The 26,981-nt window shown below is 35.3% G+C and carries 26 protein-coding genes; 6 read left to right on the plus strand and 20 right to left on the minus strand.

What is annotated here, in order from left to right:
• The first annotated feature begins 43 nt into the window (after positions 1 to 43).
• The 3 genes from A7A78_RS08345 to lptB all read left to right on the plus strand — a co-directional run bounded on the left by A7A78_RS08345 (position 44) and on the right by lptB (position 1,657).
• Entirely contained in the window at positions 44 to 391 is a 348-nt protein-coding gene (locus A7A78_RS08345) for a carboxymuconolactone decarboxylase family protein (RefSeq protein ID WP_068762004.1), read from the plus strand.
• 79 nt (positions 392 to 470) lie between these two features.
• Entirely contained in the window at positions 471 to 851 is a 381-nt protein-coding gene (locus A7A78_RS08350) for a GxxExxY protein (protein ID WP_068762005.1), read from the plus strand.
• Between the two features lie 65 nt (positions 852 to 916).
• Positions 917 to 1,657: an LPS export ABC transporter ATP-binding protein gene (gene lptB / locus A7A78_RS08355; RefSeq protein ID WP_068762006.1), complete on the plus strand. Its 741-nt coding sequence runs from the start codon at positions 917 to 919 to the stop codon at positions 1,655 to 1,657.
• Positions 1,658 to 1,862: 205 nt separating this feature from the next.
• Here the strand turns inward: lptB and A7A78_RS08360 are convergent, their stop codons facing one another.
• Positions 1,863 to 2,243, minus strand: coding sequence for a GxxExxY protein (locus A7A78_RS08360; protein ID WP_068762007.1), 381 nt, complete (start codon positions 2,241 to 2,243; stop codon positions 1,863 to 1,865).
• A 68-nt stretch (positions 2,244 to 2,311) separates the two neighbouring features.
• Positions 2,312 to 3,055, minus strand: coding sequence for a CDP-alcohol phosphatidyltransferase family protein (locus tag A7A78_RS08365; RefSeq protein ID WP_068762040.1), 744 nt, complete (start codon positions 3,053 to 3,055; stop codon positions 2,312 to 2,314).
• A gap of 182 nt (positions 3,056 to 3,237) precedes the next feature.
• On the opposite strand from A7A78_RS08365, the gene A7A78_RS08370 reads away from it, so the two are divergent.
• Together A7A78_RS08370 and A7A78_RS08375 are read left to right on the plus strand one after the other, a co-directional pair.
• On the plus strand, positions 3,238 to 4,305 hold the full coding sequence (locus A7A78_RS08370; protein ID WP_068762008.1) for a putative type IX sorting system protein PorV2: 1,068 nt from the start codon (positions 3,238 to 3,240) through the stop codon (positions 4,303 to 4,305).
• 109 nt (positions 4,306 to 4,414) lie between these two features.
• Positions 4,415 to 5,596, plus strand: a complete 1,182-nt coding sequence (locus A7A78_RS08375; protein WP_068762041.1) for a lipoprotein N-acyltransferase Lnb domain-containing protein — start codon at positions 4,415 to 4,417, stop codon at positions 5,594 to 5,596.
• Positions 5,597 to 6,005: 409 nt separating this feature from the next.
• On the opposite strand, the gene A7A78_RS08380 is transcribed toward A7A78_RS08375, so the two are convergent.
• The 16 genes from A7A78_RS08380 to A7A78_RS08455 all read right to left on the minus strand — a co-directional run bounded on the left by A7A78_RS08380 (position 6,006) and on the right by A7A78_RS08455 (position 24,038).
• Entirely contained in the window at positions 6,006 to 7,400 is a 1,395-nt protein-coding gene (locus A7A78_RS08380) for a sugar transferase (RefSeq protein WP_068762009.1), read from the minus strand.
• Positions 7,401 to 7,575: 175 nt separating this feature from the next.
• Positions 7,576 to 8,598 (minus strand): glycosyltransferase family 4 protein, encoded by a 1,023-nt coding sequence (locus tag A7A78_RS08385; RefSeq protein WP_068762010.1) that lies wholly within the window; start codon positions 8,596 to 8,598, stop codon positions 7,576 to 7,578.
• A 17-nt stretch (positions 8,599 to 8,615) separates the two neighbouring features.
• Positions 8,616 to 9,773 (minus strand): O-antigen ligase family protein, encoded by a 1,158-nt coding sequence (locus tag A7A78_RS08390; protein WP_165593557.1) that lies wholly within the window; start codon positions 9,771 to 9,773, stop codon positions 8,616 to 8,618.
• A gap of 237 nt (positions 9,774 to 10,010) precedes the next feature.
• Positions 10,011 to 11,129, minus strand: a complete 1,119-nt coding sequence (locus A7A78_RS08395; RefSeq protein ID WP_068762012.1) for a glycosyltransferase family 4 protein — start codon at positions 11,127 to 11,129, stop codon at positions 10,011 to 10,013.
• Positions 11,130 to 11,219: 90 nt separating this feature from the next.
• Entirely contained in the window at positions 11,220 to 12,308 is a 1,089-nt protein-coding gene (locus A7A78_RS08400; RefSeq protein WP_068762013.1) for a glycosyltransferase family 4 protein, read from the minus strand.
• Between the two features lie 102 nt (positions 12,309 to 12,410).
• Positions 12,411 to 13,745: a glycosyltransferase family 2 protein gene (locus tag A7A78_RS08405; protein ID WP_068762014.1), complete on the minus strand. Its 1,335-nt coding sequence runs from the start codon at positions 13,743 to 13,745 to the stop codon at positions 12,411 to 12,413.
• A gap of 6 nt (positions 13,746 to 13,751) precedes the next feature.
• Complete coding sequence (locus tag A7A78_RS08410; RefSeq protein ID WP_068762015.1) at positions 13,752 to 14,480, minus strand: class I SAM-dependent methyltransferase; 729 nt, start codon at positions 14,478 to 14,480, stop codon at positions 13,752 to 13,754.
• Positions 14,481 to 14,510: 30 nt separating this feature from the next.
• A complete protein-coding gene (locus tag A7A78_RS08415) occupies positions 14,511 to 15,344 on the minus strand; it encodes an FkbM family methyltransferase (protein ID WP_068762016.1) in 834 nt (277 codons plus the stop codon).
• Entirely contained in the window at positions 15,345 to 16,397 is a 1,053-nt protein-coding gene (locus A7A78_RS08420; protein ID WP_068762017.1) for an exostosin domain-containing protein, read from the minus strand.
• Positions 16,398 to 16,413: 16 nt separating this feature from the next.
• Positions 16,414 to 17,583, minus strand: coding sequence for a glycosyltransferase family 4 protein (locus tag A7A78_RS08425; protein ID WP_068762018.1), 1,170 nt, complete (start codon positions 17,581 to 17,583; stop codon positions 16,414 to 16,416).
• A 15-nt stretch (positions 17,584 to 17,598) separates the two neighbouring features.
• On the minus strand, positions 17,599 to 18,450 hold the full coding sequence (locus tag A7A78_RS08430) for a sulfotransferase domain-containing protein (RefSeq protein WP_068762019.1): 852 nt from the start codon (positions 18,448 to 18,450) through the stop codon (positions 17,599 to 17,601).
• A 4-nt stretch (positions 18,451 to 18,454) separates the two neighbouring features.
• Positions 18,455 to 19,507: a glycosyltransferase family 4 protein gene (locus A7A78_RS08435; protein ID WP_068762020.1), complete on the minus strand. Its 1,053-nt coding sequence runs from the start codon at positions 19,505 to 19,507 to the stop codon at positions 18,455 to 18,457.
• On the minus strand, positions 19,500 to 20,888 hold the full coding sequence (locus A7A78_RS08440; protein ID WP_068762021.1) for an asparagine synthase-related protein: 1,389 nt from the start codon (positions 20,886 to 20,888) through the stop codon (positions 19,500 to 19,502). The genes A7A78_RS08435 and A7A78_RS08440 overlap by 8 nt, the downstream gene beginning before the upstream one ends.
• Before the next feature lie 82 nt (positions 20,889 to 20,970).
• A complete protein-coding gene (locus A7A78_RS08445; RefSeq protein ID WP_094746087.1) occupies positions 20,971 to 22,164 on the minus strand; it encodes a glycosyltransferase family 4 protein in 1,194 nt (397 codons plus the stop codon).
• Complete coding sequence (locus A7A78_RS08450) at positions 22,161 to 23,162, minus strand: glycosyltransferase family 2 protein (RefSeq protein ID WP_068762022.1); 1,002 nt, start codon at positions 23,160 to 23,162, stop codon at positions 22,161 to 22,163. Before A7A78_RS08450 ends, A7A78_RS08445 begins: the two co-directional genes overlap by 4 nt.
• A gap of 3 nt (positions 23,163 to 23,165) precedes the next feature.
• Positions 23,166 to 24,038, minus strand: a complete 873-nt coding sequence (locus A7A78_RS08455; RefSeq protein ID WP_068762023.1) for a glycosyltransferase family 2 protein — start codon at positions 24,036 to 24,038, stop codon at positions 23,166 to 23,168.
• A gap of 121 nt (positions 24,039 to 24,159) precedes the next feature.
• Between A7A78_RS08455 and A7A78_RS08460 the strand changes: the two genes are divergently transcribed.
• Positions 24,160 to 25,053 carry a sulfotransferase gene (locus tag A7A78_RS08460; RefSeq protein ID WP_068762024.1) on the plus strand — a complete coding sequence of 298 codons (894 nt, stop codon included), beginning with the start codon at positions 24,160 to 24,162 and terminating at the stop codon, positions 25,051 to 25,053.
• On the opposite strand, the gene A7A78_RS08465 is transcribed toward A7A78_RS08460, so the two are convergent.
• Together A7A78_RS08465 and A7A78_RS08470 are read right to left on the minus strand one after the other, a co-directional pair.
• On the minus strand, positions 25,032 to 25,994 hold the full coding sequence (locus tag A7A78_RS08465) for a glycosyltransferase family 2 protein (RefSeq protein WP_068762025.1): 963 nt from the start codon (positions 25,992 to 25,994) through the stop codon (positions 25,032 to 25,034). The two genes, A7A78_RS08460 and A7A78_RS08465, sit on opposite strands and share 22 nt — an antisense overlap.
• Positions 25,981 to 26,976 carry a glycosyltransferase family 2 protein gene (locus A7A78_RS08470; RefSeq protein ID WP_068762026.1) on the minus strand — a complete coding sequence of 332 codons (996 nt, stop codon included), beginning with the start codon at positions 26,974 to 26,976 and terminating at the stop codon, positions 25,981 to 25,983. Before A7A78_RS08470 ends, A7A78_RS08465 begins: the two co-directional genes overlap by 14 nt.
• Between the last annotated feature and the right edge of the window lie 5 nt (positions 26,977 to 26,981).

Here is a 26,981-nt window from a genome sequence, read left to right on the forward strand (position 1 = left end):
TGTTCAATGTTCAATAAAAAAAATTCATTTTTAAAAAATTCGAATGAAAAATAATATAGTTGAGGAATTTAATGCTTATCGAGAAAAGATGAACGAGAAGATGCTTGCTGACAACAATAAAATCATCAAGCGAATTTTTAATCTGGACACCAATGCCTATATGGAAGGCGTGCTTCCGAAGAAAACAAAGGAGCTTTTAGGATTGGGCAATTCGTTGGTGCTTCGTTGTGATGATTGCGTTCGTTATCATTTGGAGGAATGCCACAAACTTGGTTTGACAAAAGAAGAAGTGGTTGAAGGGATGAGCATTTCGCTTTTGATTGGGGGAACTATCGTAATTCCTCATTTGCGCAGGGCTTTTGAATATTGGGAAGCTTTGGAAGCAAAATAATAATTGCTAACTTTACCTTATAAGCTCAAAATATTTTAACCACAAAGGCACAGAGGGCACGAAGAAAGAAAATTAAATAATGACCGAAAACGAAATTTCTTCAAAAATAATAGGTGCGAGTATTGAGGTTCATAAACAACTAGGGCCTGGTTTGTTAGAAAGCACTTACGAAATGTGTTTAGGTCACGAATTAAAATTATTGGGCTTGGATGTTAAACAACAAATTCCACTTCCAGTAATTTACAAAGATATCAAGCTTAATGCTGGTTATCGAATCGATATGATTGTGGAAAACAAAGTAATTGTTGAAATAAAATCAGTTGATTCTTTGGCGCCTATCCATACAGCACAATTATTAACTTACTTAAAATTGAAAGATTTAAAACTCGGACTTTTAATCAACTTTAACGAAGTAAAGGTTATTGATGGCCTAAAAAGAATTATAAATGGCAAACTATAACTTTGTGGCCTTTGTGTCTCTGTGGTAAATTTATAGCATAAGCCAAGTTTAAAAACAAAATCAAAATGAAGCTAAAAGCCGAAAATTTAATGAAATCCTATAAAGGCCGAAAGGTTGTAAAAGGAATCACTGTGGAGGTAAACCAAGGTGAAATTGTGGGCTTACTTGGACCGAATGGTGCGGGTAAAACCACTTCCTTCTATATGATTGTTGGGCTGATAAAACCAAACGGTGGGAATATCTTTTTGGAAGGAACAGAAATCACCAAATACCCAATGTACAAACGTGCACAAAATGGAATTGGTTATTTGGCGCAGGAAGCTTCGGTTTTTAGGAAGTTGAGCGTTGAGGACAATATTTTAAGTGTATTGCAGCTTACGAAGCTTTCAAAAAAAGAGCAGCGCGCAAAAATGGAATCGCTTATCGAGGAATTTGGTTTGGGACATATCCGCAAGAACCGTGGCGATCTTTTAAGCGGGGGCGAAAGACGAAGAACCGAAATTGCCCGTGCCTTGGCTACAGATCCGCATTTTATTCTTTTGGATGAACCTTTTGCAGGAGTTGACCCCGTGGCAGTTGAAGATATTCAGCGCATTGTGGCACAGCTTAAAAACAAAAACATCGGAATTCTTATTACCGACCACAACGTGCAGGAAACACTGGCAATTACCGATAGAACCTATTTGATGTTTGAAGGAAGTATCCTAAAACACGGAGTGCCGGAAGAACTTGCCGCAGATGAAATGGTTCGGAAAGTATATCTTGGGCAGAATTTCGAGCTTAGGAAGAAGAAATTGGAGTTTTGATTACAATACGGGATTTTTAACCACAGAGGACACAATGGTTGCACAAAGTTCACAAAGCTTTCATTGTTTTTTTTCCTTTCTAATTTAAACACGAGTAAATAAGGTTTTCTTAAAATTGACTGAATATACTTTGTGCTCTTTGAGCCTTCTTGGTGTTCTTTGTGTCTATGCTTTTTTTACCACAAAGATCACAAAGGTTTTAAATTCACAATGTTCCGTTTATAACTCTTTTAATACCGTGCTTTAACAGACTCACATTAAAATTTATCAGAAGCCCTAACTTAAAATCCCCAAGTCTTAAATATGTAAGGGTCTGTGCTAAATGTACGTCGTTTAATGCTTCCACACTTTTTATTTCAATAACAACCTTATTTTCAACTAATATGTCGATTCTATAACCTATCTCCAATTTCACTTCCTGGAATATAAGTGGCATAGGCTTTTGTTTTTCAACAATTAGGCCTTCTTTCATTAACTTATAAAAAAGACATTCTTGATAAGCAGATTCCAACAAACCAGGACCAAGTGCCTTGTGGACTTCTAGGGAACATCCTATAATCTTATTGGCTATTTGATTTTCAGTCATAATAAACACATTTAACTTTTATTTTGAATCACAAAGTACAGATATTACTTTGTGTCCTTTGTGCCTACTTAGTGATCTTTGTGTTTAAACAGAGAAAGCAATATATAAAGAAGAATTATAAAGGGGATTGCTAAAAACTTCAAGAGTACTAAAAGCACAACACAAAGTATCAAAAATACATAGCGGACGGCGTTGCTTTTAAAATCCCACGTTTTGAATTTTAATGCGAAGAGCGGAATTTCGGCATTCAGCAAGATGCAGCTTAGTACTGTCATTCCTATCAAAAACCATTGGTTAAGGATAATGGTTTCCGCCAATTCAGAATACTGAAATTGTAAAATTAAAGGTAAACTTAAAATAAGAAGTGTATTTGCAGGAGTTGGAAGACCAATGAAACCCGACGTTTGGCGTGTATCCACATTAAATTTTGCCAAACGGTAGGCAGAGGCAATTACAATCAGCAAGCCAATAAGAGGTAGATAATTTTTAAAACTTATATTCCACCCCTCCAACGAAAAGGTTTCTGTAAGTGTTTGCATTTGATGGAAATAGGACAGATTAAACAATTGAAACATTACAATTCCCGGCGCTACCCCACTGGTAATAACATCTGCCAAGGAATCCAGCTGCAGTCCCACTTCACTTTGGGCTTTTAATAATCTTGCCGCAAGCCCATCAAAAAAGTCAAAGAAAATTCCGAGGAAAACAAAGAAAGATGCTGTTATCAAATCGCCAGAAACCGCAAAAAGTATAGCCACACAACCACAAAGGATGTTTAGGGAGGTGATGATGTTTGGTATTTGTTTTATCATATTTATAATTAACAAGGTCTCGACTTTAGTTTATCCTGAGCGAAGCCGAAGGGCTCGACCAGACAAAGTTGTGTAAAAATAACAAAGTATTTCCGTCCAAAGCTATCAAAACACAATATGTGCATAAATTTAAAGTTTAGTATTCTGTAAAATAGTGCCATATTTGTTCAAAATTTTAAAGCTTGAAAGAAAAATTTTTACTTGTTTTAATTCTCGTTTCAGCCACGCTGAGTGCGCAGACCGTGCGTAAATATTCCAATGAATTTATGAATATAGGTGTTGATGCCGCCGCTTTCGGGATGAGCAATGCTGTGGTTGCTTCTTCAGCTGACGTAAACTCAGGTTATTGGAACCCTGCTGGTTTGGTAAATCTTGAGGACAAACAAATTTCATTGATGCACGCCTCTTATTTTGCAAACATTGCAAATTACGATTATGCCGCTTTTGCAATGCCACTGGATGATAGAAGTGCAGTTGGGCTTTCCGTGATCCGCTTTGGGGTGGACGATATTTTGAACACAACCCAATTGATTGACGACGAAGGAAATATTTCTTACGATCGCATCAGTCTTTTTTCTACAGCTGATTATGGGGTGACTTTTTCTTACGCACGCCGGCTTCCCTTGGATGGTTTAAATTATGGTGTAAACGCAAAAGTAATCAGAAGGATTATTGGCGATTTTGCTTCCTCTTGGGGTTTTGGATTGGATGCTGCCATTCAATTTAAAAGTGACAAATGGATGTTTGGATTAATGGCAAGAGACATTACAACCACTTTCAACGCGTGGAGCATTGACAAGGAAAAGTTTGCCGAAATTCAGGGAGCCGTTGAAGGCCAAAACCAAGAATTGCCCGAGACTACTGAAATTACTATTCCAAAACTGCAATTGGGGATGGCACGAAAATTTGTGTATCACTATGATTTTTCATTGTTGGCTGAAGTTGATCTAAATTTCCGTTTTGCTGAAACAAATGATATTATTTCTACTTCCTTTGCGAGTATTACCCCTTCCTTGGGTCTTGAATTTGCATATATAGATATGGTTTACGTTCGTGGTGGCGTAGGGAATTTTCAGAACATAAAACAATTGGACGGAGGTGATTCGGTAGGTTTTCAACCGAATATTGGCGTAGGCTTTAAATACAAAGGTATTCAAGTAGATTATGCCCTGACAGATATTGGCGACCAAAGTGCGGCACTATATTCCAATGTTTTTTCGTTGAAACTGGATTGGGAGATTTTTAGGTAAAAGTAGACGAGTTGAGAAGTCGATGAGTTTAGGAATCGGCGAATTTATAAGCAATAAATCTTAAATAAGACCCAAGATTTACAACAACAAAAATATTAGTGTATTCGTGGTGAAAAAAAAATACATTTTCCTTTTACTATTTATAATTAGTCTTTCCGTAAAAGCACAATTCGTTCCCTTGTCTGAAGGTTCGGAAATAAGCATCATTACTATCGGTCCGGGAGCTGAGCTTTATGATAAGTTTGGTCACAGTGCATTTCGAATTCAAGATCCTGCAACAGGGCAGGATGTAGTTTTCAATTATGGTGAATACGATTTTAACACGCCGAATTTCTACCTCAAGTTTGCCCAGGGAAAACTGCTTTATCAATTGGGTGCAGACTATTACAATTCTTTCCATTCGCGTTATGTAGCCCAAAACCGCTGGATGAAAGAGCAGACTTTAAATCTTACCCTTTCAGAAAAACAAGCTATTTCTGATTATTTGTGGAATAATTTAAAGCCCGAAAACAAAAAATATAAATACGATTTCTTTTTTGACAATTGCGCTACCAAAATTCGCGATGTAGTTCAAAAAGTATTAGGCAATAAATTGGAATTTAAGGAAGACCATATAAAAGAAGAGCTTACTTTCCGGGAACTTATACAGCAAAATCTGCAAGCAAATTCTTGGGGAAGTTTGGGCATAGACATTGCTTTGGGCGCAGTGATAGATAGAAAAGCAAAACCCATAGAATATCAATTTCTTCCGGAATATGTTTACGAAGGAGCTGCAAATGCTGTTATAAACAGAAATGGGGTTTCAGAAAGTTTAGTGAAACATACAGCCGTTCTTTTTGAAAACACTCCTACCCCAACTGAAAATAATTTCTTTCTGAGTCCTCTATTTATTTTGGGAATATTAGGGCTTTTGATTGTTTTTATTACCTATCAAGATTATAAAAGAAAAGTGAGAAGTCGCTATTTAGATACGTTCCTTTTCTTTTTTACGGGCTTGATCGGTGTGTTTCTTCTGTTGCTCTGGTTTGCCACAGACCACACTGCCACTGCCAATAATTATAATTTATTGTGGGCTTTTCCTATTTCAATTTTACTGATTTTTGCAATTACAAAAAAACACATTTCACCTAAAATAAAGCGATATGTCCTTCTTTTACTATTGCTTTTAGTACTTCTGGCCATTCATTGGCTAACGGGAGTTCAGATATTTGCCATTGGCTTATTGCCGCTATTGGTAGCTTTGGCAGTTCGGTATATTTATTTGATGTATTTTATTGGAAAGAAAGAGTAAGTTGTCCGTTGTGGGTTGTCGGTTGTCGGTTGTTGGTTATTGGTTGTTGGTTGTTGAAATTAAATTCTTTTCTAAGATATATCACGTATCAAATCGTTATGAATTGATATGAAAAATTGGCACTTTTCATATCAATTTTAGGTAGTGTAAATTTTGTAGGAAAAACACACCTTTTTCTTACGTTTTAATGAACTATCTATGGCTTTACTATGGCTCTACTATGGAGTAGCTATGGAGGTAGTATTTTGGACAGGAAAAAATGTTGATAATTGCAAATCGCAAATTCCAAATTCCAAATTCCAAATCACAAATCACAAATTCAAATAGTAGCAAATCCTTCCGCCGCGACAACTTTCAAATCTGTCCCAACTGCTCCTTGAATACTGAACATTGATTGCTGACCACTAACTCACTGTCCCCTAAAAAATACAATAGTACTTAGCGTTTTAATAATAATTGTAATATCCAAAAAGAGGCTTCGATGTTTTATATAATATAAATCGTATTGGAGTTTTTCAAGGGAATCTTCTTCACTAGACCCGTATTTCGCATTTACTTGCGCCCAGCCAGTTACACCGGGTTTTACAAGATGGCGTACTTCATAAAAAGGTATTTTCTCTATTAAATCCTCAACAAATTCAGGGCGTTCCGGGCGAGGGCCAATTACGCTCATTTCGCCTTTTATAACATTTATAAACTGCGGAATTTCATCAAATCGGGATTTTCTTAAAAAACGACCAAACTTTGTGACGCGCCTATCTTTTAATTTTGCAAATTGGGCGCCATTCTTTTCCGCATTAATTATCATACTTCTCAATTTATAAATCTTGAAGTGTACGCCATTTTTTCCAACTCTAGTTTGGCTGTAAAACAAAGGGCCTTGGTTTGCCAACAAGTTTCCGATTATAAAAAAAGGCAACAAAATAAGTCCGAAAGCGAGGCCGATGATTGAAAAGAAAAGATCCAAAATTCTATTGAAAAAAAGATAGAGCTTGTTTTGATTGCTTCTACTAAACGGGAAATAGCGATAGAAATCCTTTTCAACGTGTTGCACCGGAATACGATGTGTCAATTCTTCATAAACCTGGGTGTATTCGCGAATTGGGATTCCGTTTTCGAGCAGTTTTATCAGTTGGTTGTTGAGTTCCACCGTCATTCCTTCCGAAAGCGGGGTGCCCACAACAATTTCAGAAATGGTCATTTCTTTCGTCAATAAAGCAATATCACGGATACTGATGACATCTATTTCAAGATTATTGACAATAGTTCCGTCATTTGGGCCTGTATTAAAATAACCAATTACACGATAATTTGGATCGGATTTTTGAAGTGACTCAACAATTGCATCCACGTCTTGCGAATTTGCTATCAGCAAAACCCGCTTATAAAAACGCGGCGCCGATATGAGGATTATATATGCATAACGCCATGCCAACATAGCAATGTTAATCGCCAAAAAGAAATAGACTATCTGCAAGCGGTTTGACGGTAACATAGGGGTGTAAAAAGGCGTCAACAAATAGAACAATACGGTAACTGAAGAAGTGATAATAACGTTTTTTACCACAACATCAAACTTGCTTGCTTTTTGAAGGTTATACAATTCAAAAATAGTTGCGAAAACGGTAAGATATACTGCCAAAACGATTGACCAAACCCAGTGCTGGGAATTAATCTTGAAATAATCAAAATTAAAAACAGTACCTACAACATAAAGCAATGCCAAAACACAAACAATATCCAGAATACGAAGTAATATTTTACGTTCGGATATATCGAAATGAATGCTGCTATTTTTAGACATAAGTAATCGTTTTCTGGTTTTGCTAAGGACGTCTTTTTAACCACAAAGTGCACAAAGGTTTCACAATGCGCACAAAGTTTTGCTTGGTGTTCTTTGTGCCTACTCAGTGTTCTTTGTGGTTGTCATCTAATATTAAATTATTAACAAATGGCCAATTCTTCAAATTTACTCAAATTCAATCGTCTATAAGTTTAATCCATTTATGTTTTACCATTTCCCAATCAAGATTTTCCATTTTGGCGCGGGCATTTTTTGTGATATTTTGAACTTTTAAAGGGACGGTACATAATTCTTCAATGGCTTGCACAAAAGATTCCGGGGAGTTTGGAGACACTAAGATACCATCAATACTATTTTCAATCAAAAAAGGCATCCCTCCCACGTTTGTTGAAATAACGGGCAATCCGAGAGCCATGGCCTCCATTACGCTCACTGGCATATTGTCGAAATTGGTGGTGTTTATAAAGATGTCAAAGTCCTTGGCAAGTGCTATCCATTCTTTTTTGTTCAGCATTCCTGTAAATGTAATGGGTAGGTTTAATTCAGCGGCTTTTCTTTTACAGGTTTCCAGAGAACCATCTTTGTCTGGGCCCACCATGGAAAGAGTGACATTCAATCCTTTTTTCTTTAGTAATTCCACTATTTCCAGTGCCATTTCCGGGTTGTATATTTCTGAAAAGGAACGCACCCATAAAAGCTTTGGGGTTATTGATTGTCTAAGTTGAAAAGGGTAATCTTCTATTTCTATAGTATTTGGAATATAGATAAGATTTTCAAAGCCTCTTTTATTGAATTCTTGCAGTATATAATTGGATGGGGCTATATTCATTTTGGCTCCATTGAAAATTTTTTGGCTGGTTTTTTTGCTTTTATCCAGACGATTGGGAAGGTTTCCCCCTCTTAATATAGGAGCATAAGGTATTTTGATTATTCTACATAAAGTTGCCACAGCAACAGCGTAATAGAAATTTTGCGTGCTATAGGTATCAATTAAAACAAGAGAAACTTTATTTCTATTTAGAAATGTGGACCAGAGCATATCTAGTATTCGAAACAATTTATTTTTAAATGAAGAAACGGTAATTACAGAATATCCCTCTTGTTTAAGAAAATTTCCCAAGGTTTCAATGGATGTGACCGTACTGCCTTTTTTGGAAAGTTTGTTACCTATATAAAGTAGGTTTTTTTTCTTATTCATCTGTAAACAATATATTCTTAGTTGTTTTGCAAAGCTTTATTTGCTTTTATCTGTTTTTTTGGAGATCCATAGTCAATGTTTAATAAACAAAGTGCATAAATAAATGCTGGAGCTGCAATTCGCATAGAGGAATGGGCTATTGTAAGAGCCCAAAATATTAAAAAGGGATAAAAATAAATGTTTTTCCTGCCTTTCATTTTTGAAATTATTGGCGCAAAAATAAGTACCAGTAAAGCAAATATCCCAAACATTCCATGCTCTGAAAGCATTCGGGATATTTCATTATGGGTTGGAAGTTCTACCCCAATTTCGGTTTCAAAATATGTTTTTACTTGCCCAACGCCCACACCAAATATTGGGCTTCCCTTAAAAGCATCTATTTCAGTTGAAAGTAATTCCGTTCTGCCTGTTGTTACATCTTCTTTTTCCCTTCCCAAGGCATCTTCATTAGCATAACGATTGCCTATAAGACCTCCAGTCTGAATTACCGTAAAGGCCCAAATTCCCAAAGTAACCCCAATAATTCCAAACATTTTCAAGCTAACCTTTGCTTTGGTTTTCAAACTTGTAGAAAAGTAAAATATACCTATAAATACTATGGAAATGATAATCGCAACCAATACTCCACCCCTAGAAAATGTTAGTAATGCACGATATGCCATTAAAACCAAAAAAAACATCATTACTAAATGCACGAGTTTATTTTTATAGGGTATTACCAAACGTGTCAATAATATAAAAACTCCTAACCCTAATACAGTTGCAACTTGATTTGGACCATAGCCCCCCGAAACTGCTGAGTTTGAAGCAGTGCTCGTAATCACATCCCTTAAATCTGGCGTATATAGAACAATATAGACCGTCATGCTTATCAAAGGATAAACTATATAATCCAATACCGTAAAAAAATCTTTTAGCTTTAAAGTTCTACCATAGCAATATACGGCCGCAATACTTAAACAAATAGGGCCGCTGATGTTGAATAACACAGCAGTCCTAAAATCAACATCATAGCTTATTGCTTCATAAGAAACTAAAATACCCGGCATCAAAAGAAGAAGGTATAAAACATAGGGGAAGGCATTTTTTTTAAAACCCAGAAAAAACATTCCCAGAATAGCAAAAAATATCACGGAATATTTACCCGTTTCATAAAAAATAAAGGCTTTTGTCATCCTAAAAAAAACTTCAGCCCCCGTAAAATAAGCACAGGCTAAAAAAACGACCTTTTGCTTATCCTTTTTTATAATAATAGCAAATGTAAAATACAGAAAAACCGCTATCATATAAATCAAAATCAACGGCCTATAAACCGAAGCAACAAACCCAATACCTATATGAAATAGGATTGCTGATAAAGGTTTAATATTTTGAAATCTATTTGGTTTGATATTTCTTAGTTTTATATAGAGTTATTTCAGAATAATCGTTTGTATTTTATGTCGGTAATTTTCAAAGGTAAAATCAACAACATCTCTATGAGCTTGAAATGCCATGGTTTTCAATTTACTTGCTTCTTCATTTAAAGCTTTCTCCAATTTATGTGTCAATTCACCTGCGGTACACGGTTCTAAAATGAATCCGTTTTCCAAACCAACGTATTGTGTTATGCTGGAAACATTTGAAACCAAAGGCAAACAACCATAGTTCATAGCCTCGGCAATCACTTTTGGGAATCCTTCAGAAGCTGTACTGGGCAACAAGATAAAATTTGATTGCTTATAAATTTGAAAAACTTTCTTTCGCTCCATAAATCCATGGAAAACAACTGGTAATTTTAAACTATTACATTCCTCAATATAACGTTCCATATTTTCCCCATTTCCTATAAAGTGAATGGTTTCAACTTTTTCCAATGATTTTAAATTTGCAAAAGCATCTATAATTCTTTGTACACCTTTATCATTATCCAGCCTTCCGGCGAAACAGAATGTGAATTTGGCGCTGTAAATTTTATTTTCTATTATTTTAATTCCCTCTTGTCGTTCTTCTCCTGTTAGACAAGGGTTTTCAAAAGTTAAACAATGTTTTGGCTGATGTGGCCAATTGCCATTTATGGTTACTTTTCTTTTTTGCTTTTTTAGCATCCATCTTTGAAAAGCATATCCCAAAGGCGCCTTTTGTTGGTTCCAATTTCCCGCATATTTGTACCAACCCATTTTATTGTTGAAAAGCGTTAGGTAAGGAATGAGAAATACGCCTATACCAGTAGGAGTGCGCAATTGAAAAACATCAACTTCTTTTAAAGTCTTTTGAACAGTAGCTATAATTTTAGGAGCCTGCCATATTATATTAAGTTTTGCTGCAAAATCTTTCCCTCCAACTGGTTTTAAAGAAACAAATTTTATTTTGGAAGATGTATAGGGTAAAGAACTAGGTGGCGGTACTCCCGGGTGTAAAAAAGCTATATGGATGATTTCATCAAAATCCTGTACTAGATGATTTATCTCACTAACTGTAGCTCCCCAACCAACCACTGTTCCGTCTGATTGTCTGTAGTGTTCGGTATGGGAGATGATTGCGAGTTTCAAACTAACTATTATTTATTGTTATTTTTTATTATTTATTACCATTGTTATTTGTTCTTTACTCTTTATTCTTTATTCTTTATTCTTTATTCTTTATTCATTTAAAATTTTCAAATAAGTCTCGATTACTTTATCCCAAGTAAAATTCTGCGACCAGTTTTTAGCTTCTTTGGAATAGCTTTCATAATTGTTCAAAATTTCTTCCAAAGCTCCAACAAACTCTTTTGAATCTTTATTATTAATTAATTTTCCCGAGATCCCTTCATTAATGGCATCCTCAATTCCACATCCCTTTGCCCCAATTGCTGGAACTCCAAGCGAATTTGCTTCAAGGATTGCAATCCCAAAGCCTTCGGCATCACCTGATTTTGTGGTTTCGCTCAACATAACGAAAACATCGGCCTGTTGTAGCAATTCAGTTTTTTCATCTTCCGAAACTTTTCCAAAAAAAACCACCGCATTTTCAATCTTTAAATTTAAAATTAATTTTTCCAACCTACTCTTTTCTGTTGGTATGCCAACAATATGGTATTTTAGGTCGGGGAATTTTTTTAAAAGAGATGGCAAAGCGTTGATAACATTATGTTGCCCTTTTCTCTGGGTAACGTTACCCACTGTAATTATAACTGGTATCGGTTCACTTTTTTCCCTATAGCCATTAGGGGCTTCCATTTTAAAACCATTTGGAACGACTTCAATATTTTTTAAGTTAAGGTGGGAAACCAGGGATTTTGTATAATTACTAACTGCAATAATTTTATCAAAACGTTTCAATGAAATATCGGTAAACTTTCTCAATATGAAATTTGGAAGCTTTAGCTCACTGCCATGAATTACCGCAATAAATTTCCTTTTAAAAAAAAATGAAAGGAAGGCGCCCATCCAAATTGAAAATTTACCCGAAGAAATTATTATTTCATTGTTTCGGCTGAAGGAAAAAGCCGTCTTAATCCTATCTATATAACTGAGAAAAATAATTTGTTTTCTGCGAATTCGAATTACATCAAAGGATAGATTTTTGTCAAATTCACGTTCCTCGTTTTCATTTGTAGAACGGGTGTCACAGATTAGCTGGATGTAAAAACCATTGGCCTGTAAATTTTTTGCCAAATTTAAGGCATGATTGCCAATACCACCCGGTTGGGGAGGGAATTCGGAGGTAATTAAGAGGATTTTGGTCATCAAATTTAGAAAATAGATAGCATCATTTTATTTTTTCACCACAGAGACACAGAGGGCACGGAGTGTATAATCTTTTCTTTGTGTTCTCTGTGCCTTTGTGGTTTATAGATCCAGTTCCCCAATCATTGCCCCTTCCCTTAATTTCTTCGTCGCCAACCTCCAAGAAATAAAAACCTGCAAAACTACGAACGGAAACAAAAATAGCGAGATTAAAAGACCCAAGACCAACATTTTTTTGTTTTTCTTGTAGCGGTATGGGATAATGGATTGGGGTACACTTCTCAAAATGGCCAAAAAGGCTCTTTTTTTGCCAAAGTATTTTCTATATAAATAAAGCACGCTTGGGATGGGGCGCGGGGCAAAGAGTTTTTTGGGTCTAAATGCATCCCAACTCCCCATTTCCCGAAGGCCGCCAGAGCCCACTTTTAAATGGATTCTTCCTGCAAAAGGGTTGGATATATTTTTATAGTTATTTAAAAAGGAACGCAAGCCAAACTCACCATCGCCCATACGCTGTTTTTCAAATTGCCTGTCGAACAGCCCTATTTCCCTAAAAATTTGCTTTTTCAATAAAACATTTCCTGTATCCAACTGACTTGATATTCTAAAAAAAGAATAATGTGCTGGCACCTCAGCACCAACTTTAGATATAGAAACACCTGAGGAAATATCGGCTTTAAAGAAATCAAGACATTTTAAGTGGTTGCTTATCCAGTTAGGTTCCACTCTGCTGTCATCATCAAACAGCAATAAATATTCACCTTTGGATGTTTCAATAGCGCGATTTCTTGCAAGCCACAATGCACGCTCGGTTTGATGGATAAGTTTTATTTCAAGTTTGAACTGACTGTAAAAATCTTTCTGAAATGGATTGGATTGGTCCACAACAATTACTTCAAAATTTTTATAATCCTGTTTTTGTAAATCTTCCAAAACATCTTTTAGATATTCATATCTGTTCAATGTTGGAATTACAATACTTATCAATGGATTTTCGGCAATCAAAGATGACTGAAAATCACTCCAATTTGAATAATGAACTGGGGTTTTTAGATAATTACTGCGTTTTACATTTCTACTATTTTTCCAAGCTGCTATTTCTTTAAAAGGATTTTTAAAGGAAATTATCCGCAACATCAAAACGTAAAAAACCCAAACCGGATTGAAATATTTTCGCAGAAAACGGTATTCGTCAATTATTGGCAGTTTCTGGAAAGAAGTATAAGTTTCTGAATTGCCAATATATCCTTTATGAATCGCCTGCCAAGAAAGGTCGTATTCTTTAGCTTTTTCACTTTTAAACCGCTGTTCTGGTTCCAACTGGCTGATAACTTCGGGCGGTAGGGTTTCAAATATTGGGAAAATGGAACTCCCATCCTTTCTGTATAATTGAAAGTAATGTGTTGGCTGCAAGTATTTTAGAAAGGAAAAAAGCATAGACAATTATTTATTGAAAGCCCATACAACGTGGTCTTTGCTTAACCCATATTTTTTTAAATCCTCATTTTGATATACGTTTAGAAGTTTTGTGCTAAAACCAACTTTTTCAAACCTTTTACAATAATCCATACCACAGCTTCTACAATGGTCGGGATGTCCATGGACTTTCATATAATCTTCATAAGGAATTGATGGATCTTCATAGGTAACCATATTTCCTTTTGGATATATTGGCACGCTCATCAATAGGTTTCCCTTTGGTTTTAAGATTCTGTAAATTTCGGAAGCTGCTTTTTCATCATCGACAATATGTTCCAAAACATGCCAAACAATTACGAGGTCGTATGTATTTTCGGCAATATCTGTTTTGGTAATATCCTGTTCCATGTTAATGTGCGGTACAGCCCGGATATTTAACCTATCGTATTGTTTAATATTTTGAAAGGTATTTTTTACATAATTGTATTCATTTAGGTTTGGTGCAATGTGCAAAATGTTCAGATTGTTTTTTATTAAACCGAAATGCCGAAGGGAAAAAGGAATTAGTCGAGTTCGTGGAAGACTATTGCATTTTGGACATTTACCATTAAAAAACCCATTTCCGTTCCAATTACATATTTCGCAATGCACTTTATTGCCTTTACTAAAATAGACACGGAGCTTGTTCTTAATTTTTTCCGATGCTGCAATAGCATAGGGTTTTGGGTTTTTTATTAAGTTGTTGAAATTCATGTTTTCTGTAAAACGCTTTCAAATTAGATTTTAAATTGACTCTGGAAGTGGCATATTTTGCTTGATGCCCACAAGATATTCTGGATATGGTTTATCCTTTGGAAGAAGCAGGAGATGGCATTTTCCTCTTTCCTTTACAATTTCTCCGTTAACAATTTCTTCCCCTGTTTTTAAATACCATACTTTGTAGTCATTATTTTTTGCCCAATCAATCATTATGTTTGCAGCATTTTCCATTCGTAAATCCGCAACATCATGCATTTCAATAAAAAAAGTACATTGTGTTTCTGTAGCTAATTTAGAAGCACCTTCCATTACTAAAGTTTCGGCTCCTTCAACATCAATTTTTACAAAATCGGGCTTTAGCTTGTAATAGGAATACAAAAAATCAAGGGTTACCGTGAAAACATTCTTAAACGAATTAACCGCAGCGGCAGATTCGGCATGACTTGCATGCATACTTCCAGCTGCGCCGGCTCCAATGGTGTAAAACTTTACAGTCTCGTTATTTTTATTGCTTACAAAAGCTGCATAGTAATTTGCTTTAAACCCCATATTATTATTCAATAAATTACCTTGGGCCTTTTGCAGTGCCAATGGGTTTGGATCTACAAGCAGATATTCCCTATCGGGCTGCTGGATCATTGCAAGCAATGCCGTGTAACCCACATTTGCACCAACATCAAAAATAATTTTATGGTTTTTTGCCAAATGAAAAAACCAAGCATCATCTTGATCTGTTTTTTTTCTTACAGTTCCCGGAAATGTTTTTAATGGAATACCGCAAAGAGTAGAGTTTACAAGTTGATCCCCTTCTTTTTTAAAGGAATAGAAAATTCCTGAAAGTAACTTTTTAATCTTCATTTATTTAATTCTAAATGTTTTGAAAAACCCATTCAAAGTTAACCTTTCATTCCAAAGGGTTCGGTTTGCATTTTGTAAATCTATAAAATCATTGGAAGATAAGGCACTATGAAAGTCTTTTACTTTTTCTGCAATGTTTTTTATTTCTTTTTTTTCTATCCAAACAACATGCCTTTTCCAATCAATTTCGTTTTCCAAGGGCAGCGCACAATCTGTATTTACAAAAATTGGAATGCGACCCATTGCCAGAGTCTCATAAAATCTTATTGAAAAATTCCCTGCGCCACGTACGCAAACCACATAATCGGAACTATTTATGTTTTCATAAAACTCAAGCGTCGTCTTGTGGGTTTCTTTTTGCTTTTTGACCCCAGCGCGATATTGCTTTCTAAATATAAAATTGCTGGTAACCAAACTTGATTTCTGTAATGACTTTAAAGCAGATGCTCTTAAATAAGAAGTTGAAAGCAACAGTTGTGGATCGTTTTTGGAGATACCAACGTGAAATTTAAAATTCCGTAGAAACGTTTTAAAAGTTTCCTTGACAGCATTTATTTGTGAAGAATTCGCTTGCCCACAAAAACCAATGGTGGCTTTTGGATTATAGGGACGCTGTATGATTTCATTTGAATTAAAATATTGTGGAAGTGGGTCTTCGATAAAAGCAGGCATGGAATACTCATTTTTGGAAAATTTGGATTTATAGCCGCTGGGACGTAAAACAATCAAATTATCAAAAATTGGAATATTCACCCCAAAATCGCCGGCGTTAAAAGCAATTACTTTTTTGTTCAATAATTCACATTGCTTTACAAAAGAGATTGCTATATCTTTCCGATCTGTATTTACATAATAATTCCAGGCCATGGTTAAAAAAACCAAATCGGCTTCTTCCAAAACCTCGGTAAAAATAAAATCGTTTTCTGAAATTCCATATAACGCAATCCGTTCCGCGTCAGTAAAGTTTTCCCCTTTAATAAATGGTTTTAGCAAAGGAAATACCAACGTCCTAAAATTTTCATTATAATGTGCTTTTGGGTAGTAGAGTTTCAACTTTCGATTGGTTTTATTAATTGTAAAAATTTAAAAATTCCTGTTGCTGTTTTTCAATATTAAACTCTTTTTCTACTCTTTTTCGTGCGTTTTCAGATATTAATTGTTTTTCATTATTTGATAAGCTTAAAACCCTTAGCATCGTATCCGCTAAGCATTGTGCGCTGTAATCTGGAAATATCCATCCCGTTTTCCCGTCCACAATATTTTCCGGTAAACCTCCTTTGTTTGAAACTATACACAATTTGCCCATTGCCTGAGCCTCCAAAACAGCATTGCAAAAACCCTCATTCAAACTAGGTTGAATATATATATCTGCCTTTTTTAATTCCTCCAAAGTATCCCTGTGAGTCATTTTTCCGCAAAATACAACTTCATTTTGCAAACCAAATTCATGCACCATATATTTATAGCGCTCGGTTTGTTTTTGGTCGCCATCGCCAATTATGGAATACTCAAAATCAATCTCTTTCTTTTTTAAAATTTTCATTGCCGCTATTGCCAAATCAAGACCTTTAATCCAATTAAGTCTTGCAATGGTGACAATTTTAAGAGTTTTCGGAATTTCAATACAATCGGTCTTTGGCAACAAATCCAATTGAACTGCAGGCGTTATTATTGCAAAGGGGACATTTTCATTCAACCCCATGTGTTGAACTTTAAGCAATAGATAATTCGAAATACTATGCACTTTATCAATGTGTTTCCACAGTTTCGCATAACAGCCGGGATTTTTAATTGGGTAAACATTTATATCAAACCCCCTAAAGCTCACCGCCATTTTTGCATTTATGGCTTTTGCAACCGTTTCGCTGCCTATGGCTTGTGTTGCAAACCCAAAGTGAAGCCAGTCCAATTCTGCTTTAAGCAAATGGGCATTCAGATAAATTTTCTTTAAAATTTGGGATAACGTGCTGCCTTCTTTTTTTTCCAGTTTAATATATTTTAAAACACGTTTAAGATAAAATAGCAATAATAAGTATTCCTTTATAAAATAAAATCCCTGCAATAACGGGTTGGAGCTTACTTGCGGCCCAACCACTACTGGGCAGAGATTGAACTTTTTATCTTTCTTTTGGCAATACAGTATTACTTCAAAACCATTCCTTATAAGTCCCTCAATCTTGGATCGAAAAAAGGTTTCGGAATATGCCGGGGTGCTGGAAAGTACAATACCTATTCGCATTATTTGGAAGTGATTTTATTCAACTATGGGGTATAATTTACATTCAAAAAGTTTCAACATCCCATTTATCTGCCGCATTTCTTCCACGGTGAATTTTTGATCATTTTTGGCATTATCAATTATTGTGCTCTTAGGATGTGTTTTTGAGGATGGGCGTTTGTACTCACTTTCAATATTGGTTATTGGAGTTATATTAAAATCCTTACAAAGATTGAGAAAAACCTGTAGATCATTCCGCAAATCCTCGTGTTTAATTACGCGATGTTTGTATTGATAGGGCTCAAAAACCTGCAATGACAATACGTTCTCCAAGCACCAACGCAAGGTAAGAATTTCTAAAGCGCTTAAATTTTCAGTTTTTAGAAGGTCAAAATTGAATTTTTCCTTTACTAGTTTTACCAATTCCGGTTGACTTTTGAAGTGATCCAAATTATACAACCATGGAAATTTTACACGCTGTTGGGAAGCAATAACATCGTACGGGTTTCTGATTATATGAATTACTGGAATTTTAAACGTTTCACTCATGTATTTCGCAGAAAGATTGGCCCGCACAAATTTGATGATGTATTTTTTGGGAAGAAAAGGCCAAAGATGCATTTTGTATTTGCGGTTGCTCACCTGCCCTATCCAATCACTGTCCACACGATTACTGAAAACCTTTTTTAAATATTGATGCACTTTTGGAGCTTCTTCTTTACGTTTTATCCATCGGTCACAGAGCAGTTTTCCTTTTTCTGTATTGAATTCGTGCTCCGGTTCAAAAAGCATTCTATATCGAAATTGGCGCGCAATTACTTCACTCAACCAACTGGTTCCGCTTCTGGCCGAACCCGTAATGATTAAATGTTTGTTGAAGCGCTTCATAAATTTATTGTGTCAATTTTTTATATAAAGCTTCATAAGCTCTAACTTCCTTTTCCAAAGAATGATTTTCTTGAATAGTTTGAACTCTTTTTGCTGCTAAAACTTCTCTTTCTTCTTCTTCCAAATTGTAAATCTTCATTGTTTTTTCAACCAATTCACTGGTGTCTTTTAACGAAAAAATACTTTCAGAATCCAACAAATATTTCGCTCCGCCACCCGAATCTGAGCTCAGTACAGGCACACCGCAGGCCAAAGCCTCCAATATGGAAACAGGCATTCCTTCTTGAAAGGAAGCAAGCATAAAGACATCCAGATTTCTGAAAAATTCCGGCAGCTCTTTGTTTTCAATAAATCCATGAAACTGAACACGATTTTTTAAATTGTATTTAAATATATGTTTATCCAAAAGCTTTCTGTATTCCTCTTCTTCATTTCCATACAAGTGCAAAACCACATTTTCTGGAAGATCTTTTAATGCTTCAACTATAAAAAGTTGGTTTTTATTAATGCCTATATTCCCGATACATCCAATATTAAAGGTTTGACGCAGCATTTTTTCCAAAGGCCTAAAAACTTCAGTATCTACACCGTGGGGAATGAAAGTAATTTTTTTTCCAAATAAAAATGAATCAAAAAACCGCTTTTTCATCTCGGGATTGTCATAAGCAATATGGTTTGCCAATAAACTTTTCAGTTTCCATCTTTTGGACCAAGCATTATTCTTTTTAGTATATAGATATTTCACATTTGAAAACCTGCAAGCCAAAGGTTCCAAATAATTGGATTTGTAGTCCCAGGAATGAAGAATGTCTATGCTATTTTCCTTTAAAATTTTACGTAAACCAATAATATCCTTTTTTTTATTTCCAGTAAATTCAAAGGTAAGGCGACGATCAATAGGAAATACATTTGGAATATTTTCAGGAAATTTTTCAACGCATATATAGGGATCAAAAAGCGTTTTATCTATTTTATTGAAAAGTGACAACAAAACATATTGACTACCTGCTGTTTTAAAATTAGGAATAGTATATAAAATCTTTATCCGCTTATCCATTTTTCCTGTTTTTGTTCCAAACTGCCAAGGTAAGCAACATGCTTAAAGGATGGGAATACTTTACGGCATCCACATTTTTAAAGTGATTGTAAAACTTCGCAATTAAGGGTTTCGAAATAAAAGGATGCAAATTTTCGGAAAAAAGATGATCCTGTAATTTTTCGTCGTTCTCCATACCCAAAAACTGAAGCTCCCAATTGCGCTGCACATAAGGTTTCCCTATTGCTTCTTTGATTGTTCGATTCAACTTATTTCCAGCTCGATAAGGCAAATTATGTGGCGTTATATTTTTTTCAAAAGTATAAAGGTTGAAGGGCTTTTGGGCTTCCCAAGTTATTTTTGCCAATTGCGGATTTTGCTGTTTTATATAGGCAATCTGCAACCTTCTATCTGCCAAAAACTCTTCTGGAACTGTACAGATAAATTGACACATTCTATCATCGTAGTACGGAAGGGAAATAGGATGCGCAGCTTCAAAAACTGAAAGATTTATGGAAGTCCACCGTGGCGCCCAATACATACTTTTAAAGGCTCTGAACTTGGCGCTTGTATTTTGAATGTCAATTTTATTAAGCAAAGTCGCGATCCTATCTTTTAAATACGAGTCAAAATCGCCATCCAAGCTCCATTCGTCCCAAAGCGCTTGGGCGAGTTCCATCCCTCCTTTTTTAACTACCTTTTTTAAAATCATGGGCATCAATTGTTCGCTGGCAATTCCTTCGGGAGCTCCACGGTCAAAAAGCACATCGCCCCAATGGCCCAGGGAAAAAACACCTTCCATTTTTTTGAAGTCTTCCAAAACAGCCATTTGCCGTGGATGTGTAAATTCGGAATAGCAATTATTTATTGCAACCAGCTCCTCTAAGTTTGGCCATAGGTACCCAGCCTCAATTTTAAATTCCTTAAAATCAAACCCGCAACTTTTGGCAATTTTTTTTGCAATATTACTTTCGGGATATCCTCCCTTAAAAGAGTAACTATAGGAAGTTACTGAATTCTTTAATTTTGAGATCGCGATTGCCTGCGTTCTACTGTCCAACCCGCCCGAAAGGGGGAGGATTACTTTATTATCTTGAAGTTGTTCCGCAATAATTTGCTCGAAAAGGGAAGTAAATTCCTCTAAAGCCTTTTCAAAAGTAATATCCCGCTGATTATATTGCCATTGGAACCAAGGTTTGCTTTCAATCAAAATACCGCTTTCATCAACCAAATTTTGGGAAGCAGGCGCCAAAACTTTTTGATTTTTCCAATAGGTATCCGTATCCAAAAAAAAACCCGTCGCAACAAAAATACAAATAGCTTCCTTGTCCAATTCTTTATCCCCTTCCACTTGAACAAAGTGTTGGCGGCTGGGAATTATTGGGGTTTTAATAGTTGACATTGGGTTTTGTAATATTCGTAAAAGTAATTAATAATTCTCTGTGAAAATAAAAAGTATTGCCGTGAAAAACAGCGATATTGTTTTACAAACTATCCAAAATCCTGAAATATAAAACCTCCATTTCATCTATCATTTGAGCTTCATTATGCTGAGCTTCTACCTTTATCCGAGCTGATTTACGAATATCCTCCAACCTATCTTCAGAAACCAATAAAAAGGAAATAATTGCTTTTGCGAACGCTTCCGGGCTTCGTACAGAAACCAACCAACCCGTTTCATTGTCAACAATCAATTCCTCTACGCCACCACATTTTGTTGAAATAACCGGAAGACCCACGGCCATAGCCTCCACGGCAATGTTTGGCAAGCCTTCTATTACTGATGGCAACAGCAGTAAATCGCTTTGCCGCATCATTTCGTAAACTTGTTTTTGGGGAACTCTTCCTGTAAACTGAACATATTCTTTTATTCCTAAGTCATCAACCAAAAACTGCAGCTCCTCATTTCCTTGTCCGCCCACGATAGTATATTCAAAACTGATATTCTTCTCTTTTAAAATAGCACAGGCCCGTAAAGCATATTCATACCCTTTGACCCAGTGTGGCCTCCCGATGGAAAGCAATTTTAAGGTTTGGTTTTTTCTATAATTGAAATTAAACGGCAGTTTTTCAAAATCAAAACCGGAATAAACAACTTTATCAATTTTATTTGGCGAATGAAAAATTTTGTCCCCAACCTTTGAAATTGCTTGCGATACAGAATGAAAACCATCTATATTTGGGTAGAACTTTTGCAATTCTGAATAGTTTTGAGCATCTACAAATGGGCGAACATTGTTTTGAAAACCTCTTTGGCTTAAAATAGTTTTTATTTCTGGATTTGTTATTGCATCCCTACATATTTCCAAAAGTGATGGCCACTGAATGTGAAGTATATCTGGGTTAATTAATTGGATTGCCTTATTAAAATTTTCCCTTTTTAATCTTTCTAAATTTCTAGTGAACAAATATTCAAAAGTTTGAAAAAACTGATTGAAATCGCCAACTTTAAATAAAGTCTGTGCTGCAATTTTTAAAGAATGAAACAAAAGATCCATAGGCTTTTCTGAACCACCCAAAGCCATATAATTAACTCCTTTTACTTTTTGTTTCAAGCTGTCATTGAAGCCAATGATATAAACGGCGTGCTTTTTTGCCAGTCCTTCTGCCAATCTATTTATAAATGGCGTGGTTTTTAGACTGCCATCAAAAAGGACTATGGTCAAGGATTCTTTCACTTTTTAGGGATTATATTTTTGAAAACTCTTTGGACGGAAATTATTTCATTTAAAGGGGAAGACAATTTTTTAAATAGAAAATAAGTCTTTTCCTTTTTCAAATCTTGTACTTCCGCTTCAGTAAAAAGAAGGTTTTCCTTAAAATATTTCTTAAGTTCCCCAGAATCCATGCCAGAAGTATTAACAATATCGCGCAACAAAAGCTTTATACCTTCCACTTTGTTTCCCGATAAAAACGTATTGGGATGCTCGCTAAAATTTGTAAATTTCTTTATAAAATCTGCAGCGTCATAGGCATGATAGTGCAATACATTTCCAGCATTTAGGGTTTCGGCTTTACTTCCATCGATTCTTTTAAATCTATGAACATTATGTGGGATAATTCCTTTTCCTATTCGAACCGCTCCCTTTCCGAGATGTTGCCCATACCACCAAGAAAACTTTTCTGAAGTTTTGGTAAATGGGTTGAAAAGGTTTTTGTGAAAATCCTCCCCTTTTTTCTGTTTCCTATTTTTTTTAAATAGCGTTTCCTCCAAAAAAACATTGCCATAGCTTTCCTTTTGCTGAAGGGCTTCAAGGGTTTTAAAATTTATAACCTCAACATTTTCATCAATTCCTTCGAAAAAAGATTTCAAATTTGAAGATTCTTTAAAATCTGTGCAAATTAATTCGTCCGCATCCAAAGAAATCAACCAATCAATCCCTTCCTTTTCACATTGCTGTTGTGCATCAAAAGTGTTTAAACATTGTCGGGCGGTATGGTGTTCTTCTGCTTGGGATGTGAATTTTTCAAGATATTCCAAATGCGCATACTTTTTTGCAGATACCGAATCATTAATGGTCACAAAATCGAGGTCTGAAATGGATTCCTTTCCATTGTCAGTAGTATTGTCAAAATATACAAATATGCGGTCCGCGCCAATGGTTTTATGGTAAAACAAATTGTTTCGCAACAAGCGTTCTTCGTTTTTTACGGTAAGCACCACAGCAATTTTCATGGTTCAATAAGGTTTCAACAATTGAAAACGATAGTAAAGATAGAGTTTCAAATAGGCAACGGACAACTTATTTTTACGGGAAACCCTATCGCGCACTCTTTTAAAAAAACGATGGATATATGGTTTTCGAGCTTTCTGCAAGGCATTATCTTTTTTGGTAGCCAGATTTATAAACTTTATATGCTCCCAAAAGTATTCAGATAGGTATTTTAAGGTTTTGGAGTCTAAATTTGAAAGGTTTTTCAATTCCTGCCGAAAATAACTTAGGGTGCTGTCATTGAAAGCCAATTTTTTGCCGTGAAAAAATTCGTGATAAAAAACCCTATCACCAATTATCCGGAATTTCCCGAATTTTGAATCGTGAAGTTTGCTCTTATCTATTTTATGAAATAATGCGGAACTCACATTAAGAACTGGGCAATACAATATCAAGTCTTCATTTAAAATTGCTTCATTACCTTTCATAAAAGCAGGATGCGACAGTTCTTTTCCATCAATTTTTTCATTAAAAACAATTGTTTTTGCAACGCTCATATCGCAATTTTGCAATTGTTCCAATTGAGTTTCCAAGAAATTAAGCTCGCTGCGGTCATCGCTCTCAGCTATCCATATATAATCACCTTTCACCAGCTCCAATCCTTTTTTCCATTGCTTGAAGGGAGAGCCATTGTTTTTTTTATTTAAAACGAAATGCGAGACTTTTGAATGATTTTCGTAAGCTTTTAATATGGAAAGGCTATCGTCCGTTGAGGCATCATCAAGAATTATAACTTCTATATTTTGATGAGTTTGGTTGAAAATAGTCTCCAACCGCTCCTGAAGATATGGCGCGTGATTGTAATTGGGCAGGATTATGGAAACCAAATCGTTCTTCATTGCCAACAAACTTAGCAAAAATGTGTCAAGACATTTCTATAAAAAAATAATTGTTGCAACATTTTCTTCGTATAAAAGCAATAAATAATATCTTCCCCAAAGAAAATCATTTTCATAAACTATGAAGAGAAATATTCTGGTTACGGGCGCCCATCGTTCCGGTTCTACTTGGACAGGCAAAATTATAGCTGAATCCAAACAAGTTCGGTATGTGCAGGAACCATTTAATCTTGCAATTAAAAAATATAAAACTCCGCTAAAACATTGGTTTGAACATTTAAATTCTGAAACTGAGGCAAATTATCAAGAAGTGGTTAAAAGATATTTACAATCATTTTATTCAACTTCGTTTCAAACTTCATTTCAAAATTTAAAGCAAATAAGATCTGCAACAAATCTTTATTCCTTCCTTTTGGATGTAAAAAGAAGAAACACTTGCAGAACTCTTTTTAAAGACCCTATTGCCTTAATGGCTGCTGAGTGGTTTTACACTGAAATGAATTGTGATATAATTTTGACGATCCGCCATCCCGCAGCTTTTATAGCGAGTTTAAAAGTGAAGGATTGGCAGTTCAATTTCAACAATTTTTTAAAGCAGGATATTTTGATGCAGAAATATTTGGAAGCTTATCGGAACGAAATCGTTGAACAAGCTGCTTCCAAAAAAGATATTATTGAACAGGGAATTTTATTGTGGAATGTACTTCATTATACAATTTTACAGTATCGTGAGAAATATTGCAATGAATTGTACTTTGTGAAACACGAGGATTTATCTATAGACCCTCTTGATGAATTTGAAAAGATTTTCAAATTTCTGCAACTTAATTTTTCTGAAGAAATAAAAAATAAAATTAAGGAAACCACTACTTCAACTATTAATACAACCCATAAAAGGGATGCCAGACAAAATATAAAAACTTGGAAAGATAGACTCTCCAAGGAGGAGATTGGGAGAATTAAAGAAGAAACCCGTATTGTTTGGCAACATTTTTATTCAGAAGAGGACTGGTAAAAATTCTTTCCCGACAAAACCTTGGTCTTTAAACTCGCTAATTTTGGCAATGCATTGGAAAGTGGCAATTTTGTAACAAAAACAACATAAGCATAGAAACGTTTTCCTTTCCATTTCCGTAATTCTGAAAACAGTAGCTTCACAAGTTTTTTGTCAATATTTTCGCAGCTCATCACAGAAATCATATTGCTTATTATGTGTGATGTAACGCCTCTACTCACACGTTCATCTGTTTTAAAATTTGAGTTGAATAATGCCTCAGAAATTATTTGGAACGACTTCAATTTTTCGCCAATCATTTTAGTTTCACCCTGCCCTGAAAGTTTATCTGCACCTGAACTGTCATAATAAACCAACGCTTCTTCCAAGCCAACTATTCTATTATGCTGAATCGCTACAGTAATATCAAATGCATAATCTTCCCACGATCTATTATTTAGCCACTGCAAACCATTTATTTTATGACAATCCCAAAGACATCCGCCCGTGCCCCATGGTCGGGCCTTTAAAAGCACATATGGCAGAATATGCTTTACAAATTTCGTGTTTCCACGTCTTGTTCCGATTTCCTTTTCGTTCACGTCTATCTCAATACCTTGGGCATAAACCATAACAATTTCTTTTTGTTCAGAAAATGGCTTTAATGCTTTTTCTAAAAACTCTGGATGCCAATAATCATCACAATCCAAAAAAGCAACAAAATCGCCTTTTGCAATTGCCAAACCTTGATTTCTGGAATAGCCGGGACCGGAATTTTTCTTGTTTCTTATATAAATAACATCAACCCTTTCAACAGATAGTAAAACTTCGGAGCAATCATCCACAACTATAACTTCAATATTTGAATACGTTTGTGCAAAAACAGAATCCAAACACCGCTCAAATTTTTTGGGGCGGTTGTAATAGGGAATAATTACCGAAACCAAGCTATTTGTTTCCATAAGGCCGAAATGGATTTGTTACAAAATAGTAAAAATAAATAGCCGATTTTTTAATTGGAAAAATTAACCAACTGAGGGATTTTGATTTTGGTGAAAATTCAAAATATTTTTTTAAACCTAAAAAAAAATGGTTTCCAACTGGGTTTTTGGCTGTGAGTGTCAAATACTTTTGAATCGTTTTAACCCCTTGCAGATTGAAATAAGAAACTGTTTCGTTGTCTTTCAGCTCCCTATAATAGCTGATGCAATTTTCATAAAACCGGAGTCTTAAACTTATTTTTTCCAGTTGTTTAATGGACGTCCACATTCCTCCACTATGTTGTCTGTGAACGGAAGGAACTATTTCATCCATGTATTTTCCATCGCCGTAATTTCCCAACATACTGATAATGAAAGAGTCCCCATTGATTACTTCGTAGAATTGTGATGGAAATTCTTTAAGCACATTACGATAGCACATTGAATGGAAAATCAATAAAGGTGCCTTTTTCAAAGCATTATACGTAAAGTCTTTTTTATAATTTTTTTTAAGCTTTGAATCACTCACAGCATTTCCATGCTGATCTATTACACTGGCATCATGGTAGCAAACCACATAGTTATCATTGTTTTCAAGAAAATCTACTTGTTTTTGCAATTTTAATGGATCTGTCCAGTAATCATCACCTTCACATTGCGCAATGTATTTTCCCTTACATTCATTAAGACAAGCTATATAATTGGCTCGCCCTGTGGGTCTGTCATTTATATAAAGTACATCTTCCCTACTTTGCAGCAAAAGTTTTATCTTTTGCGGAAATCGTTCCGCATATTCTTGGCAAATTTCACGGGTGCCATCGCTACTTTCATCTTCTCCCAAAATAATTTCAAACGGAAAATTGGTTTGTTGCATAAGGATGCCATCCAAACATTGCCCGATATAGTTTGCGTGGTTATAAGTAACCACAATCACACTAAGTAAAGGCGTGTTTTTAGTAACCATCTATA

This window comes from Aequorivita soesokkakensis (assembly GCF_001641085.1).
Lineage (GTDB): Bacteria > Bacteroidota > Bacteroidia > Flavobacteriales > Flavobacteriaceae > Aequorivita > Aequorivita soesokkakensis.

What these genes read in the sequence shown, in the direction of transcription:
- A7A78_RS08410 (WP_068762015.1), bottom strand. Translation starts at nt 14,480, where the DNA reads ATGAATTTCAACAACTTAATAAAAAACCCAAAACCCTATGCTATTGCA.
- A7A78_RS08450 (WP_068762022.1), bottom strand. Translation starts at nt 23,162, where the DNA reads ATGAAAATTGCTGTGGTGCTTACCGTAAAAAACGAAGAACGCTTGTTG.
- A7A78_RS08350 (WP_068762005.1), top strand. Translation starts at nt 471, where the DNA reads ATGACCGAAAACGAAATTTCTTCAAAAATAATAGGTGCGAGTATTGAG.
- A7A78_RS08385 (WP_068762010.1), bottom strand. Translation starts at nt 8,598, where the DNA reads ATGAATAAGAAAAAAAACCTACTTTATATAGGTAACAAACTTTCCAAA.
- A7A78_RS08380 (WP_068762009.1), bottom strand. Translation starts at nt 7,400, where the DNA reads ATGTCTAAAAATAGCAGCATTCATTTCGATATATCCGAACGTAAAATA.
- A7A78_RS08425 (WP_068762018.1), bottom strand. Translation starts at nt 17,583, where the DNA reads ATGCGAATAGGTATTGTACTTTCCAGCACCCCGGCATATTCCGAAACC.
- A7A78_RS08400 (WP_068762013.1), bottom strand. Translation starts at nt 12,308, where the DNA reads ATGACCAAAATCCTCTTAATTACCTCCGAATTCCCTCCCCAACCGGGT.
- A7A78_RS08405 (WP_068762014.1), bottom strand. Translation starts at nt 13,745, where the DNA reads ATGCTTTTTTCCTTTCTAAAATACTTGCAGCCAACACATTACTTTCAA.
- A7A78_RS08455 (WP_068762023.1), bottom strand. Translation starts at nt 24,038, where the DNA reads ATGAAGAACGATTTGGTTTCCATAATCCTGCCCAATTACAATCACGCG.
- A7A78_RS08430 (WP_068762019.1), bottom strand. Translation starts at nt 18,450, where the DNA reads ATGAAGCGCTTCAACAAACATTTAATCATTACGGGTTCGGCCAGAAGC.
- A7A78_RS08345 (WP_068762004.1), top strand. Translation starts at nt 44, where the DNA reads ATGAAAAATAATATAGTTGAGGAATTTAATGCTTATCGAGAAAAGATG.
- A7A78_RS08465 (WP_068762025.1), bottom strand. Translation starts at nt 25,994, where the DNA reads ATGGAAACAAATAGCTTGGTTTCGGTAATTATTCCCTATTACAACCGC.
- A7A78_RS08390 (WP_165593557.1), bottom strand. Translation starts at nt 9,773, where the DNA reads ATGACAAAAGCCTTTATTTTTTATGAAACGGGTAAATATTCCGTGATA.
- A7A78_RS08470 (WP_068762026.1), bottom strand. Translation starts at nt 26,976, where the DNA reads ATGGTTACTAAAAACACGCCTTTACTTAGTGTGATTGTGGTTACTTAT.
- A7A78_RS08415 (WP_068762016.1), bottom strand. Translation starts at nt 15,344, where the DNA reads ATGAAGATTAAAAAGTTACTTTCAGGAATTTTCTATTCCTTTAAAAAA.
- A7A78_RS08440 (WP_068762021.1), bottom strand. Translation starts at nt 20,888, where the DNA reads ATGTCAACTATTAAAACCCCAATAATTCCCAGCCGCCAACACTTTGTT.
- A7A78_RS08360 (WP_068762007.1), bottom strand. Translation starts at nt 2,243, where the DNA reads ATGACTGAAAATCAAATAGCCAATAAGATTATAGGATGTTCCCTAGAA.
- A7A78_RS08365 (WP_068762040.1), bottom strand. Translation starts at nt 3,055, where the DNA reads ATGATAAAACAAATACCAAACATCATCACCTCCCTAAACATCCTTTGT.
- A7A78_RS08435 (WP_068762020.1), bottom strand. Translation starts at nt 19,507, where the DNA reads ATGGATAAGCGGATAAAGATTTTATATACTATTCCTAATTTTAAAACA.
- lptB (WP_068762006.1), top strand. Translation starts at nt 917, where the DNA reads ATGAAGCTAAAAGCCGAAAATTTAATGAAATCCTATAAAGGCCGAAAG.
- A7A78_RS08460 (WP_068762024.1), top strand. Translation starts at nt 24,160, where the DNA reads ATGAAGAGAAATATTCTGGTTACGGGCGCCCATCGTTCCGGTTCTACT.